The 14346-nt window shown below is 69.1% G+C and carries 13 protein-coding genes and 1 pseudogene; 13 read left to right on the forward strand and 1 reads right to left on the reverse strand.

The features are described 5' to 3' along the window. Positions 1-18 precede the first annotated feature (18 nt). From RVF83_RS10130 to RVF83_RS10170, 9 genes and pseudogenes are all read left to right on the forward strand, one after another. The gene (locus RVF83_RS10130) at positions 19-1848 is read left to right on the forward strand and encodes a hypothetical protein (RefSeq protein WP_005194241.1); all 1830 of its coding nucleotides are present in this window, start codon (positions 19-21) and stop codon (positions 1846-1848) included. Continuing rightward, positions 1845-2753, forward strand: a complete 909-nt coding sequence (locus RVF83_RS10135) for a sugar phosphate isomerase/epimerase family protein (RefSeq protein WP_005194240.1) — start codon at positions 1845-1847, stop codon at positions 2751-2753. Before RVF83_RS10130 ends, RVF83_RS10135 begins: the two co-directional genes overlap by 4 nt. 65 nt (positions 2754-2818) lie before the next feature. After that, positions 2819-3679, forward strand: a complete 861-nt coding sequence (locus RVF83_RS10140) for a thioesterase family protein (protein ID WP_005194239.1) — start codon at positions 2819-2821, stop codon at positions 3677-3679. A 6-nt stretch (positions 3680-3685) separates the two neighbouring features. Continuing rightward, positions 3686-4546, forward strand: coding sequence for a pyrroline-5-carboxylate reductase (gene proC, locus RVF83_RS10145; RefSeq protein ID WP_005194238.1), 861 nt, complete (start codon positions 3686-3688; stop codon positions 4544-4546). A 187-nt stretch (positions 4547-4733) separates the two neighbouring features. Then, positions 4734-4967 (forward strand): helix-turn-helix domain-containing protein, encoded by a 234-nt coding sequence (locus RVF83_RS10150; protein ID WP_005194237.1) that lies wholly within the window; start codon positions 4734-4736, stop codon positions 4965-4967. Between the two features lie 315 nt (positions 4968-5282). After that, the gene (locus RVF83_RS10155; RefSeq protein ID WP_003402602.1) at positions 5283-5384 is read left to right on the forward strand and encodes a 30S ribosomal protein bS22; all 102 of its coding nucleotides are present in this window, start codon (positions 5283-5285) and stop codon (positions 5382-5384) included. 191 nt (positions 5385-5575) lie between these two features. Continuing rightward, positions 5576-6625 carry an NAD-dependent epimerase/dehydratase family protein gene (locus tag RVF83_RS10160; protein ID WP_005194236.1) on the forward strand — a complete coding sequence of 350 codons (1050 nt, stop codon included), beginning with the start codon at positions 5576-5578 and terminating at the stop codon, positions 6623-6625. 314 nt (positions 6626-6939) lie between these two features. Further along, positions 6940-8143, forward strand: a pseudogene (locus RVF83_RS10165) (lysophospholipid acyltransferase family protein). Positions 8144-8175: 32 nt separating this feature from the next. After that, positions 8176-9339: a zinc-binding dehydrogenase gene (locus tag RVF83_RS10170; RefSeq protein ID WP_005194234.1), complete on the forward strand. Its 1164-nt coding sequence runs from the start codon at positions 8176-8178 to the stop codon at positions 9337-9339. A gap of 80 nt (positions 9340-9419) precedes the next feature. Here RVF83_RS10170 and RVF83_RS10175 read toward each other — a convergent pair whose 3' ends face one another. Continuing rightward, positions 9420-10619, reverse strand: a complete 1200-nt coding sequence (locus tag RVF83_RS10175) for an HAD family hydrolase (protein WP_005194233.1) — start codon at positions 10617-10619, stop codon at positions 9420-9422. Between the two features lie 173 nt (positions 10620-10792). Here RVF83_RS10175 and RVF83_RS10180 point away from each other — a divergent pair, with 173 nt between their 5' ends. From RVF83_RS10180 to hemC, 4 genes are all read left to right on the forward strand, one after another. Further along, positions 10793-11047 carry a glutaredoxin family protein gene (locus RVF83_RS10180; RefSeq protein ID WP_039879855.1) on the forward strand — a complete coding sequence of 85 codons (255 nt, stop codon included), beginning with the start codon at positions 10793-10795 and terminating at the stop codon, positions 11045-11047. A 153-nt stretch (positions 11048-11200) separates the two neighbouring features. Beyond that, the gene (locus tag RVF83_RS10185; protein ID WP_005194231.1) at positions 11201-12028 is read left to right on the forward strand and encodes a redox-sensing transcriptional repressor Rex; all 828 of its coding nucleotides are present in this window, start codon (positions 11201-11203) and stop codon (positions 12026-12028) included. Beyond that, the gene (locus RVF83_RS10190) at positions 12025-13401 is read left to right on the forward strand and encodes a glutamyl-tRNA reductase (RefSeq protein ID WP_005194230.1); all 1377 of its coding nucleotides are present in this window, start codon (positions 12025-12027) and stop codon (positions 13399-13401) included. Before RVF83_RS10185 ends, RVF83_RS10190 begins: the two co-directional genes overlap by 4 nt. Next, on the forward strand, positions 13398-14342 hold the full coding sequence (gene hemC, locus RVF83_RS10195; protein WP_005194229.1) for a hydroxymethylbilane synthase: 945 nt from the start codon (positions 13398-13400) through the stop codon (positions 14340-14342). The genes RVF83_RS10190 and hemC overlap by 4 nt, the downstream gene beginning before the upstream one ends. The last annotated feature ends 4 nt before the right edge of the window (positions 14343-14346 follow it).

Raw genomic sequence — 14346 nt, forward strand, 5'->3', positions numbered from 1 at the left:
AGGACGGAGAGCCACTTCATGTCGAAGGATTCGGAGCCCGAATCTCGACCCATCTCGGTATCGGAACTACTCGCGCGGTCGCAGGCGGCCGGCGGCACCACGCCCACGCGGCGTGACGGTCGCGGCCGTCGACGCGCGGGTCGCGACGGCTCGGTCTCGGTCTCGGACCTGACCGGCGAGATCCCGAAGATCACCGACGCGCCTGCAGCACAGGCCGACGACAAGCCGGCTCCCGTGGACGAGAAGCCCGCGAACGAGAAGGCGGCCGCGCCGGCCGAACCCGCCGCGGTGGAGACACCGGAGGTCGAGACGCCCCGGGACGAGGTCGACGAGGTCGACCAACCGGAGACGGAAGCTCCCGAGGCGGCATCGGCGCCGGAACCCTCGACGCCCGGACCAGCGACCGAACCGTCGGTGCCGGAACCCACCGAGACTCCCGAACCCGAGACCTCGGGCCCGGAGTCGGCCGCACCCCGCGCCTGGGGTCCGGCGGGCTGGTCGGGGACCGAGAGCCCTGACGGTCCGTTCCCGCGGTCGGGCAACCCCGTCGCGCGCCGCGCCGCCGACGACCGCCCGGTCGCCGACCGCTCCCGTCGGGACCGACCGTTCTCGACGTCGGGCCGCAACGCCAGCGGTATGCCCGGTTACGGCGAGGCACCGCCGGCCACCCGTGACTTCAGCTCGGATTCCGTCGCCCGGCGCATGAGTCCGCCCCGCGACTCGGCGCCGGTCGACGAGGAGTCGGCGAACGCGGTCACCGGCATCATCCCGCTCGTGGAGGGTTCCGACGAGGGCCTCGTCGTCGTCGAATCCGACGACGTGGTGACCTACGACCTCACCGAGGTCGACTCCGGTTCAGATCCGCGCGAGCGGGCCGATGGCGGGTTCTCCGACGTCATGGACTTCGACGCCTATCGCAACTTCGCCGACGTGGAGGGCGACGCCGACACCGGCGCACAGCCGGCGGTCGGGACGAGCGGACCCAGGAAGGGCGCCAAGGCGCTGGGTGGGCTCGCACGCAAACTGTTCAGCCGGAAATCGGCGGGCGCTGCCGCGGGAACCGCCGCCACGGCCGCCGCAGCGAAGTCGGGCAAGGACGCCGCCCCGGCCGGTGGCCGCGCACGAGCCGCCGCGGCGCGGGCACGCGATGACGACGAGAACCCGACCGAGATCATCGCGCCGGTCCCGACCCCGGAGGACGCCGCCGCTCCCGAGGAGTCGGCCGCGGTGGACACCCGCGGCGAGGACACCCGGCCCGCGGAGACCGCCGAGACCGTGGACTGGCAGGCGTCGGCCCAGTGGTACGACACCGAGGCGTGGTCGGCGCCGGTCGTCGACGAGGAGGATGACCAGCCCAGCGAATCGGCCGAGTCCACCACCTCATCCGAGCCCGAAGACCCGGCCAAGCCCGACACCGCCCGTCTCGCGGAGACCGCCGACCTCGACGAGACCCCCGGTGGTGACACCGAAGGGTCGTCGGAGGGCGCCGTCGCGGGTATGTCGACGCCCGAGAACGACGAGGCCGCGAGGCCCGCGGTCACCGGCGACGAGACCGACGAGGCCGCGGTCGACGAGACCAGGGAGGAGAGGTCGCCGGCTGTCGCCTGGCTCCTGATCTTCGGTCAGGCAGTCGCAGGTCTGGTCGTCGGCATCGGCCTGTTCTGGGGCTTCACCGAACTGTGGCGCTGGAATCCGTACTTCGCGCTGGTGCTCGCGGTCCTGGTCATCTTCGGGATCGTCACGTTGTCGCACGTCGTGCGGCGCACCAAGGACCTGACCACGACGCTGCTCGCGTTGGGGGTCGGCCTGCTGGTGACCATCGGTCCACTGGTGCTCCTGGCCACGTGACGCCGCCCGAGCCGCCTCCGCTCCCCAGGCCGGAGATACCCATCGGCCTGTCGACCGCCTCGGTCTACCCGCAGAACACCGAGGCGGCCTTCGCCTACGCCGCCGACCTCGGCTACGACGGCGTCGAACTGATGGTCTGGGGCGACCCGGCCAGCCAGGACATCCGGCACGTCGCCTACCTGTCGGAGCACTATCAGGTGCCGGTGCTGTCGATCCACGCCCCGTGCCTGCTGATCAGCCAGCGGGTGTGGGGACGTGACCCGGTCGTGAAGCTCGCGCGCTCGGTGCAGGCGGCCGAGGATCTCGGCGCGCCGACCGTCGTCGTGCACCCGCCCTTTCGCTGGCAGCGTGGCTACGTGTCCGCCTTCGACGACCTCGTCGGCGAACTCGAGGAGGACAGCGGGGTCGCCATCGCCGTGGAGAACATGTTCCCGATGCGGGCCGACCGCTTCTTCGGGTCCCGGGAGCCGTCCGTGCGACGCCTCCAGAAGCGCGGTGGTGGACCGGGCCTCGCCGCTTCCGCCTTCGGCAAGTCGATCGACCCCACCGACGACGGGTACTCGAACTACACGCTCGACCTGTCGCACACCGCGACGGCCGGGGTCGACGCGCTCGACCTGCTCGAGCGCATGGGCTCGAGCCTCAACCATCTGCATCTCGCGGACGGCCACGGTGCGGCCACCGACGAACATCTCATCCCCGGTGACGGCGGACAGCCGTGCGCCGAGGTGTGCCGCCGGATCGCGGCGAGCGACTTCGCCGGCGCCGTCGTGCTGGAGGTGACCACCGGTAGTGCACGCACCAAACCCGAACGCAGTGCACTCCTGGCCCGTTCGCTAGATTTTGCGCGGCAGCATCTCAAACGGGAGCTGCACCCCGAGAGCGCCGGCCGGCGCAACAACTGACGCCCGGAGATCGTCGCGTTGCGGTCTTTCGCCGGCCGCGGGGTCGGCACGGCGAAAGCGGGACGATGAGCAGCAAGATCACCGAGGTATTGGCGTTGACCGAGGTGGACCGCGGTGGTCCCGACTCCATCACCTTGCGCGCGCACATCGATGACACCTTCACCATCGGACCCAAGGTGCACGGCGGAAGCCTGCAGATGGTCGTGGCGAAAGCGGCGCGCACCGCGCTGAGCGCCCTCACGCCGTCCGATGATCCGAAGGTCGCCGACGCGGCCGCCGCGATGATCCCGGTCGCCGTCGCCAGCGACTACCTGACCGCACCCGATGCCGCCGACGTCGATCTCGCGATCTCGGTGCGCAAACGAGGCCGGACGGTCACGGTCCTGCAGGTCGACGCGGTGCAGCAGGGTCGCACGGTCGTGTCCTCGTCGGTGACGATGGCCCGCCCCGACTCCGGCACCCCGCATCACTCCGGCCCCAACGTGCTCGACGGTACGCCCGCCGAACCACCGTCGACCGGCATCTCGCTGGACGGTTCGCCTATCGCCGAGATCAACCACCTCGGCGCGGCGGTCGACCTGGTCCTCGACGCCGAGACATTCCCGATGGTCCGGGGCGAGACCGGTGAGCCGCTCGTGCGCGGCTGGATCCGTCCGAAGGGCCTCGAGCCCGACGAGTACTTCGCGGTCCTCGTGTGCGACATCTCGCCGCCGGTGGTCTTCAACCTCGCGATGTTCGGCTGGGCGCCGACCGTCCAGTTGACCACCTACGTGCGCCGGCATCCCGCGCCGGGCTGGTTGCGGTTCGCCGCGACGAGTACCGAGGTCGGGCCCGGAATGTTCGAAGAGGACCATCTCGTGGTGGACTCGACCGGGACAGTTGTCGCCCAGTCCCGTCAATTGGCACTCATTCCCGCAGGAAGGTAGACATTCGTGACCGAACGCATCGCCATCATCGGTGGAGGCAAGATCGGGGAGGCGCTCCTGGCCGGCCTGATCGGTGCCGGAACCCCGACGAAGGATCTCGTCGTCGCGGAGAAGCTCGAATCCCGCGCGTCCGAGATCGCCGACGAATACGGGGTCCTGGTGACCGACGTGAAGACGGCCGCCGAATCCGCGCAGTACGTCTTCCTCGCCATCAAGCCCGACGCCGTCGACTCGGTGCTGCGGGAACTGGCCTCGGCCGAGGACAACGCGGAGAGCGAGCGCGTCACCGTGACCCTCGTCGCCGGCATCCCGCTGGCCCGCTACGAGAGTGCGCTGCAGGCGGGTTCGCCGGTCATCCGCGTCATGCCGAACACGCCGATGCTCGTCAACGAGGCGATGTCCGCGGTGTCGGCCGGTCGGTACGTCGGCGATGAGCAGCTCAGCGCCGTCGTCAACATCCTCAAGACCGTCGGCCGGGTGGCCGTGGTGCCCGAGAAGCAGATGGACGCGGTCACCGCCGTGTCCGGGTCCGGTCCCGCCTACGTCTTCCTGCTCGCCGAGGCGATGATCGACGCCGGCGTCGGCCTGGGTCTCACCCGCGCGCAGGCGTCGGAGATGGCGATCCAGACGATCCGCGGTGCGGGTGTCCTGCTCAGCGATTCGGGGATGTCGCCGGTCGACCTGCGGGCCGCCGTGACCTCCCCGGGCGGTACCACCGCGGAGGCGATCCGCGAGTTCGAGGCCAACGGACTCCGGCACGCCGTCTACCAGGCCACACGTGCCTGTGCGGCCGCCAGCGCCCGCGGCGGACGTCGAGTGGAAGTCGAGGGTTTGGCGTCGGGACACGCGGTGTCCGACACCCCATGAGTTGTGGTCGATGGGCCGTTAAACCCCAGCATGTTGGGGTCGAGTCACAGAAATCCCAGAAACCACGGTCCCTTACGTCGCTTTTTTCACATCTGCCACGCTAAGCTGCTTTAAGCACGTGCGTGTCTGATGTCCGCAGGAGGGGAAGCCTGCGGCCGCGACGCGTGCACCGGAGGTTGAGTGATCAATGGCAGCTGCAGACACTCCTGGTGACAGGACGGCCTCGGTGAGCAATGCGACTTCTGCGTCGCAGTTCCTCACCGTCGCCGAGGTTGCGTCGCTGATGCGCGTTTCGAAGATGACGGTCTACCGTCTCGTCCACAATGGCGAACTGCCTGCGGTTCGGGTCGGACGCTCGTTCCGTGTGCACGCGAAAGCGGTGCACGACTACCTGGAGACGTCGTACTTCGACGCCGGTTAGGTTCGGTCTCGGCCGACGCGCCGATCAGCAAGTTCTATCCAGCACTCCCGAGGGTGGCCGTCCGGCCGCTCCGGGAGTGTTGTGTTCAATGGGTGTGTCCGTCGGGTCGGCGGACCCTCCTGGTGATCGTTTCGGCCACCGCGATTTCCTGATCGGACACACCGCCCGGTAGGCTCAGTGGTCGCGTACCTGGATGTACCGGTGAGCTCCTCGAGGCCGGGTAGTCGACGCCAGTCGACGACCACTGACGAAGCCGATCGAGTGCAGGCCAGGGTCGGTCAAGTACATCAGTGTCAATCGTGAGGAAGCGCCCCCATGGGTTCAGTGATCAAGAAGCGCCGCAAGCGCATGTCGAAGAAGAAGCACCGCAAGCTGCTGCGTCGAACCCGGGTGCAGCGCCGCAAACTCGGCAAATAAGCACTCTCATGGCACCAGGACCCGCCCGGGCGGGTCCTTTTGCTGTTACAGGGCTGCTGTGTCGGGATTGTCCGGGCCCCTGAGGTCCTTTGTCACACGAAAGAACTTGTTCCGGGGTCGTTCGTCACCGATCGCCTCGATCTCGGCCCCTCGACGGGCTGAAGCGGGTCGATGGCGTTAGCCTCGACGCCATGGCCGAATCCTCCGCAGTGCCTCGGGTCGTCCTGGTGACGGGGGCGTCGACTTTCCTCGGCGGGTACCTCGTCGCACGGCTCGCGGCCAATCCGCAGATCGAACGTGTGCTGGCGGTGGACTCACGGGTGCCGCGCAAGGACCTGCTGCGGCGGATGGGGCGTGCGGAGTTCCTGCGACTGGACATCCGGCGGCCCACCATCGCGAAGGCGCTGGCGTCGTACGAGGTCGACACGGTGGTGCACGCCGCGACGTCGATCGCCGACACCGCCCCGCACTCGGCGGCGATCAAGGAGTTCAACGTCGTCGGCGCGATGCAGGTCTGCGCGGCCTGCCAGCGGACACCGTCGGTGAAGCGGCTCGTACTGCGTTCGACTGCGATGGTCTACGGGTCCAGCGCGCGCGACCCGTCGCATTTCTCGGAGGAGACCCGCGCGCGCCGCGAGCCCAAGCGGGGCTATGGCCGCGACCTCCTCGATGTGGAGGGTTACGTACGCGGTCTCGGACGCCGCCGCCAGGACATCGACATCACGATCGTGCGCCCACAGGCCATGCTCGGGCCGCGCATCACCACGCGCATGGGTTCGTACCTGTCGGCGCCGGTGGTCCCGACGGTCATCGGTTATCAGCCGCGTCTGCAGTTTCTGCACGAGGAGGACGCGCTCGCGGCGATGGAGTACGTGACCCTCGCCGGCAAGCCCGGCACGTTCAACCTCTCCGGCGAGGGGGTGGTGACGTTGTCGCAGGCCATCCGGCGGGTCGGTCACGTCGAGCTACCCGTGCCGAGCGGTCTCCTCGCGCCGATCGCCGGGGTCTTCCAGGACCTGCGTTCGGCGAAGCTCCGTTCCTCGCAGACGGAGTTCCTCACCTACGGCCGCGTGCTCGACACCACCAGGATGCGCACCGAGCTGGGCTTCGTGCCGAGGTACACGACCATGGAAACCCTTGACGACTTCGTGGAACGCAGCGGCGTGACACCGGTGATCGGGACCGACGTCTGGCGGGCCCTGGAGCAGCGTGTCGTCTCTGCCGCACATCAACTCCAGTGAATTGTGAGATGAGATTGGTGCGAGGAGTTGCAGTCGAGGTGCGCAACGTCGGTGCAACCTCTAGACTTGGACGCCAGACCCACAACGCGCGGGGGAAGCCACTCCGTCGCGGGCGACGGGTGAGGACTTCGGGAACTTGCTGATGATCACACGGGGAGATCGCGGTGGTTGCCGGGTTCCCGTTTCAAGTCATCGACGGCGCAGAGTCGCGTCTGTGGAGCCGGGGGAATGGCCTGTGACGGAACGACTGCCAGCAGTTCAGGCGCCCCTTGTTCAAACGTCGAGCGGGGGGTTCACCGGCACACGCACGATCCATGGGACAGGAACAAGGGGTGAGCGCCTTGCCAGGTAGCGGAGCTACAGATGCGCGTACCGCCAAGGTCATACAGCTCTACGCGTCGCCGTCCGGTCCGGACGCCTCCGCGGATCGCCGCGGCGCACGTGATTCGGGGCGTCGTCGACATCCCAGCCAGCAGGGTCCGGGACACCGACCGAATGCCGGTGCGATGCACGAGGATTCGATGCTCGGTCACCCCAACACCGATGGATTCGGCCGTCCCGCCTGCGCGGATCACCCCGATCAGCGACGAGATCGCGCTGTCGGACGAGGCGCTCGGTATCGAGCACCGCGACCCGTCGAAGTCGAGCCCGCTGTTCAGTCTCGGTGGGATCCGGAACGCCGTCGCCGACACCCTGACCTCCACCGCGGGCTTCATTCGCGAACGGATGGCGGGCGAGTACGAGGTCGACGAGTTCGGATTCGATCCCCATTTCACCGAATCGGTGTGGTTTCCGGCGCTCCGACAGGTCTACGAGAAGTGGTTCCGTGTCGAGGTCACCGGTATCGAGAACCTGCCCCTCGAGGGTGGTGCGCTGCTTGTCGCCAACCATGCAGGAACCATCCCGGTCGACGCGATCATCACCTCGCTCGCCGTCCGCGACAACCACCCCGACCACCGGTACCTGCGTGTCCTCGCCGCCGACATGGCCTTCGACTCGCCGGGCATCAGCGAGGTCGCGCGGCGTATCGGCGCGACGCTCGCCTGCAACAGCGACGCCGACCGACTGCTGCGCAACGGTGAGCTCACCGCCGTGTGGCCGGAGGGGTTCAAGGGCATCGGCAAGCTCTACAAGGACCGCTACAAGCTACAGCGATTCGGCCGGGGCGGCTTCGTGACGACCGCGCTGCGCAACGCGGCGCCGATCATCCCGGTGTCGATCGTGGGCTCGGAGGAGATCTACCCGATGCTCGCCGATCTCAAGCCACTCGCCAAGGTGCTCGGCCTGCCGTACTTCCCGATCACGCCGTTGTTCCCGTGGCTCGGACCGCTGGGCATGGTGCCGTTGCCGTCGAAGTGGCACATCCACTTCGGTCGCCCGATCGAGACCGGTTCCTACGACGAGTCGTCGGCCGACGATCCGATGGTTGTCTTCGACCTCACCGACCATGTCCGCGAAGAGATTCAGCAGACCCTCTTCCGGATGCTGAGTCGCCGCGGGAGTGTCTACTTCGGCTGACACCGACGCTCGCCGACTGATACTGATGAGGCATGCGTGCAGTCGTGTGTCGAGCCGGTGAGCTGACCGTCCAAGACGTTCCCACTCCCGTACCGGACAAGGGGCAGGTTCTCATCCGTGTCCTGCGGGCCGGGATCTGCGGGTCCGACCTGCACGCCCGCGTGCACTGCGACGCGACCGCCGATGTGTCGGCGGAGGTCGGTTATGACGCGTTCATGCGCTCCGACCAGTCGGTCGTCATGGGGCACGAGTTCGCCGGCGAGGTGGTGTCCTACGGGCCCGGATGCCGCAAGCGGTGGGCGCCGGGAACGCCGGTCGTGGCGGTGCCGATGATCCGTCACGGCGAGGAGGCACACCTGACCGGCCTGACGGCGTCGGCGCCGGGGGCCTACGCCCAGTTCGTGCTGGTCTCCGAGGACATGACCTTCGAGATCCCCGACGGGCTGTCGATCGATCACGCCGCCCTCACCGAACCGCTCGCCGTCGCCCACCACGCGGTCCGTCGCGGGGAGGTCGGCAGGCGCGACGTCGCGGTGGTGATCGGGTGCGGCCCCATCGGCCTTGCCGTCATCGCCATGCTCAAGGCGTCGGGCGTACGCACCGTGATCGCGAGCGACCTGTCCGCGGGACGACGCTCGCTGGCCGGCCGCGTCGGTGCCGACATCGTCGTCGACCCGGCCGTGGAGTCGCCGTTCGACCGATGTGCGCGGGAGGGCAAATACGTCACCGCCGCGCAGGACCTGCTCGGGACCGCCTTCGACGCGATGCGCACGCTGCGTCGAATCCCGTTGGCGCCGTGGGACTCCCTCTTCCGGGTCGCCGATCGGCTGGGGGCGACGCCGAAGGGCCCGGTGATCTTCGAATGCGTGGGCACACCCGGAATGATCGAGCACATCGTGTCGAATGCGCCGTTCCGCTCACGTGTCGTCGTGGTGGGTGTGTGCATGGAACCGGACACGTTCCGCCCGGCGATGGCGCTCAACAAGGAGATCGAACTGCGGTTCGTGTTCGTCTACGACCCGGCCGAGTTCCACGAGACCCTGAAGATGATCGCCGCGGGCAAGGTCGACGTCGGGCCGATGATCACCGCGACGGTCGGACTCGAGGGGGTGGCACCGGCGTTCGACGCGCTCGGGACCGCCGCCCACCACGCGAAGGTGCTGATCGATCCGATGAGCGAGATCGCCTCGCTCTGAGCGTGTCTCAGAGCACGAGGGCGGCGCGGACGATCGAATCGGCGTCGATGCCGGTCACCGACGTCGCGACGAGGCGCCCGTCAGCGGTGGCGTAGCAGCCGTGCGGCGGCCGCGGCACCACCACCGGCGGCGCCCAGCACGATGGCGGTCCCGGCACCGTACTTCGCCGCCTTGCGTGCTGTCCGGAAGTCGTACATCTCCCATCCGCGGACCTTGGCGACGTCGCGCAGGTCGGTGTCGGGGTTGATGGCGACGGCCTTGCCCACGAGTGACAGCATCGGCACGTCGTTGTGCGAATCCGAGTACGCGGTGCAGCGTTTGAGGTTCAGGCCTTCGCGGATGGCGAGTGCGCGCACCGCGTGGGCCTTGCCGGGCCCGTGCAGGATGTCGCCGACGAGGCGCCCGGTGAACACGCCGTCGACGCTTTCGGCGACAGTGCCCAGCGCACCCGTGAGCCCGAGCCGGTCGGCGATGGTCTGCGCGAGTTCGACCGGCGTCGCGGTCACCAGCCACACCTGCTGACCGGCGTCGAGGTGGCGCTGCGCGAGAGCGCGCGTGCCCGGCCAGATCTTGTCCGCGATGTAGTCGTCGAAGATCTCCTCGCCGAGTTCGACGAGTTCCGAGGTCTGGCGCCCGGCGATGAACGAGAGTGCCTTTTCCCGGCCCTCGGCGACGTCCCGGGCGTTCTCCTTACCGGTGATCCGGAACTTCGCCTGGGTCCAGGCGAAATCCATGATGTCGCCATAGGTGAAGTACTTGTGGGCGGCGAGGCCCCGCGCGAAGTGCACGATCGACGCGCCTTGGACGAGGGTGTTGTCGACGTCGAAGAAGGCGGCCGCGGTCAGGTCGCGCGGGGGTTCGCCGGGCTCGATGTCGGACGGTTCGCGCAGCCGGAGGGAGTCGACCGCGGCCTTCGCGCTCGCCTCGCCGGCGAGGGTCTGGCGGAGTTCGTGGGCGGTCTGGCGGAAGCGGCCGGTCGCGGCGCTGGCCCGCTGGGAGATCCACGTGGTGACCCGGTGGGACTCGTCGTCCTCGGCGATGTCGTGGAGTTCGGTGTCCTCGTCGAAGTCGTCGTCGAACTCGATGCGCGCCGCCTGCGACTCCCAGTCCTCGCCGGTGTCGAGCGGGGTGGCGCCGGAGTCGGCCGGTACAACGCTCGGCGCGGGGGTTTCGGGGCCGGGTGCGCCGGGCACAGTGGTTTCGGACCCGGCTGCGCCGGGCACAGGGGTGTCGGAGGGATCGTCGGGTCGTTCGTCTCCCGGGCCCGGGGTGTTGCCCACTGCCCACCTCCCACGTCGCGTCTGGCGCCAGCACTGCCTGCGCGGTCCAGCCTAGCGGCCGCACACGCCGATCAGCGTCGCCGCCGGGCGGTTCCGGCGCGCCACGGTCGTGGTCCTCGTCACCGGCCGGGGTCGCGTCATCGAGGGAGCGGAGCGCTGCGAGTATGGACCCCATGACCGTGGAACTGCTGACCCGTGAGGGATGCCAGATGTGCGCGACCGCCCGTCGTGACCTGACGCGGATCTGTGGCGAGCTCGGTATCGAGTTCACCGAGGTCGACGTCGACCGGGCCGCCGCCGACGGCCGTCCGGAGATCCGTGCGGAGTACGGGGACCGGCTGCCGGTGGTGCTGCTCGACGGTGACGAGCACAGCTACTGGGAGGTCGACGAGCCCCGACTGCGCACCGACCTCGCGCGCCGCGGCTGAGCCATCTGGCCGCGTGGCACCCCCAGGTCCGCCATTGCGGAGAACCTGTCGCGTTTAACACGGGTCGCCGAATCGTGAGGGTCCATGTGAAGAGTTTCACAGGGGGTTATATCCTCGATTGATCGTGCTGTGCGAAGGGGAGCGGAGGTGAGCGTGGGCGCCGATCGTCAGAAGCCCGGCGACGCCGACCCTCCCGCGTCCGCGCTGCCGCCCCCCGCCACCGCGGTCGCGACCGACATCCCGGCCCCCACGGTGGCCCGTCTGGCCACCTATCTGCACGTCCTGCGCTCGTTCAGTCAGCGCGGCGTCCTGGTGGCCTCCAGCGGGGAACTGGCCACCGCGGCCGGCGTGAACCCCGCCATCCTCCGCAAGGACCTCTCCTATGTCGCCGCGAACGGCGTCCGCGGCGTCGGATATGACGTCGGTCGTCTCACCGCGCGCATCTCGATGACCTTGCACACCGACAGCATCCACACGGTCGCCCTGGCCGGCGCGGGACAGCTCGGACGCGCCCTGCTCGCCCACACCGGCTTCGGCCGCGGCTTCCGGGTCGCCGCGATGTTCGACGCCGATCCGGCCCTCGTGGGCACATCGCTCGAGGTCGGAGGACCGCGCATCGCCCAGCTGGCCGAGATCGCGGCGGTCTGCGCCGAGGTCGAGCCCGCGGTCGAGATCGGGGTCGTCGCGACCGCCGACGAGGACGCCCGGGCAGCCTTCGACGCCTTCGTCGAGGCAGGCGTGCGACAGGTGCTCAACGTCACCCCGGTGGCGCTGACGACGGAGGCGGATGTCGTCGTCAGACAAGTTGATCTAGCCTTGGAACTACAGGTGTTGGCGTTCCAGGCCTCTCGTGGCAGTTCACAGGTCCCACGGAACGACCTCAAGATCTCCTCACGCAGCGACGTCGGTGCGCCTCGCGGGGTGAAGGCGGCCGACGGGCGCCGCGGAAATGCAATGGGTGAAGAAACGGTGACAGCGTGAGTGTTCTGTTGTTCGGGGTGTCGCACCGCAGTGCGCCCGTCGAGGTGCTCGAGCGGTTGACGGTCTCCGACCACGACCGTCCGAAGCTGGTCGACGAGTTGCTGTCGTCGCGGGCGATCTCCGAGGCCATGGTCGTCTCGACGTGCAACCGCGTCGAGATCTACGCGGTCGTCGACGCCTTCCACCCGGCCCTCGAGGCGGTCGGCGAGGTCCTCGGCGACCACTCGGGCATGACCGTCAACGAGATGACCCGGCACGCCTACGTGCGCTACTCCGAGGCCGCCGTCGAACACCTCTTCACCGTGGCCGCCGGTCTCGACTCGCTCGTCGTCGGCGAGCAGCAGATCCTCGGTCAGATCCGGAACGCCTACCTGAGTGCCGACGCCAACGACTCCGCCGGCCGCGTCCTGCACGAGCTCGCCCAGCAGGCTCTGCGCGTGGGCAAGCGGGTGCACACCGAGACCGGCATCGACCGCGCCGGTGCGTCGGTCGTGTCGGTGGCCCTGCATCGCGCGAAGTCGCTGCTCACCGACCCCGCGACCAAAGCGCATCGCCTGCGCACCGCGGTGGTGGTCGGCGCCGGCGCCATGGGCGGCCTCGCGACCGCCCAGCTGGCGCGTGAGGGCGTCACCGAGATGTCGGTGGTCAACCGCACGGTCGAGAACGCCCGCCACCTCGCCGACAACATCGCCGCCAACCACGGCATCACCGTGCACGGTGTGGGCCTCGACGAGCTGCCGGCCGCGATGGCCGCCGCCGACGTCGTGGTCAGCTGTACCGGCTCGGTCGGCTCCGTGATCAGCGTCGGTGCGGTGCATTCGGCCCTCGCCGAGCGGAACCGTAACGGCGACACCACCCCGATGGTGATCTGCGACCTCGGGCTCCCGCGCAACGTCGACCCGGCCGCGGCCCGCCTGCCCGGCGTCCACGTCGTCGACATCGAGGGCCTGCGCGGCGACTCCGAGACCCAGGCCGCCGAGAACGACACCCTCGCCGCCCGGTCCATCGTCGCGGCCGAGCTCGCCGACTACCTGACCCACCAGCGCCAGGCCGAGGTCACCCCGACCGTCGCCGCCCTCCGTCAGCGTGCCGCCGACGTCGTGGAGGCCGAGATCCTGCGCCTCGAGACCCGGCTCCCGGACCTCGAGAACAACCAGCGCGACGAGGTCGCGAAGACCGTCCGACGCGTCGTCGACAAGCTGCTGCACGCGCCGACCGTGCGGGTGAAGCAGCTCGCCTCGACACCCAACGGCGACCACTACGCGGAGGCCCTGCGCGAATTGTTCGAACTCAAACCAGGTGCGGCAGAGTCGGTTTCGGCGCCCGATCGAATCGGGACCACCGACGTGGCCGGCGAGCAGGGCGACCGATGAGCGAAACCCGGACCGCGCCGATCCGGATCGGTACGCGGGGTTCGCTGCTGGCCACGACGCAGTCGCAGACCATCGCCGATGCGCTCACCGCCGCCGGGCATCCGGCCGAGCTGGTCATCATCAAGACCGCCGGTGACGCCTCGGCCGCCCCGGTCGCCGAGATCGGCGTCGGCGTCTTCACCACCGCCATCCGCGTCGCTCTCCGCAACGACGAGGTCGACGTCGCGGTGCACTCCTACAAGGACCTTCCGACGGCCCCCGAGGACGACCTCACGATCGCGGCCGTCCCGACCCGGGTGGACCCGCGAGATGCGCTGGTCAGCCGGGACGGACTGGTTCTCGGGGAACTGCCCCCGGGATCGGTCGTCGGAACCTCGGCGCCGCGCAGGGCGGCACAGCTTAAGGCATTGGGTCTCGGTTTGGAAATCCGCCCCCTACGAGGCAACCTAGATTCTCGGTTGGGCAAAGTCGCCAGCGGCGAACTCGACGCAGTCGTGGTCGCCCGCGCCGGCCTCGTGCGGATCGGACGGACCGAAGTGGTCTCCGAAGCGCTCGATCCGGTCGTCATGCTGCCGGCTCCGGCGCAGGGTGCTCTCGCTGTGGAGTGCCGCTCAGACGATGCCGAACTGGTGAGAATACTCGCCGAGTTGGACGACAAGTCCACCCGGGCGGCCATCGAGGCCGAACGGTCGGTGCTCGCGGCCCTGGAGGCCGGGTGCACCGCGCCGGTCGGAGCGATCGCCGAGGTGGTGGAGTCGATCGACGAGGACGGGCGCATCTTCGCCGAACTGTCGCTTCGCGCGGCGGTGGCGGCCGAGGACGGATCCGATGTGATCCGCGCTTCGGTGGTGGGTCCGGTCGATCGGGCCGTTCAGCTGGGTAATGATCTCGCCGCCGAACTGCTGGAGCTGGGAGCGGGCGAACTCGTCAACTCTCCCTAGCAGA

The sequence above is a fragment of the Gordonia rubripertincta genome, from assembly GCF_038024875.1.
In the GTDB taxonomy this organism is placed as follows: Bacteria; Actinomycetota; Actinomycetes; order Mycobacteriales; family Mycobacteriaceae; genus Gordonia; species Gordonia rubripertincta.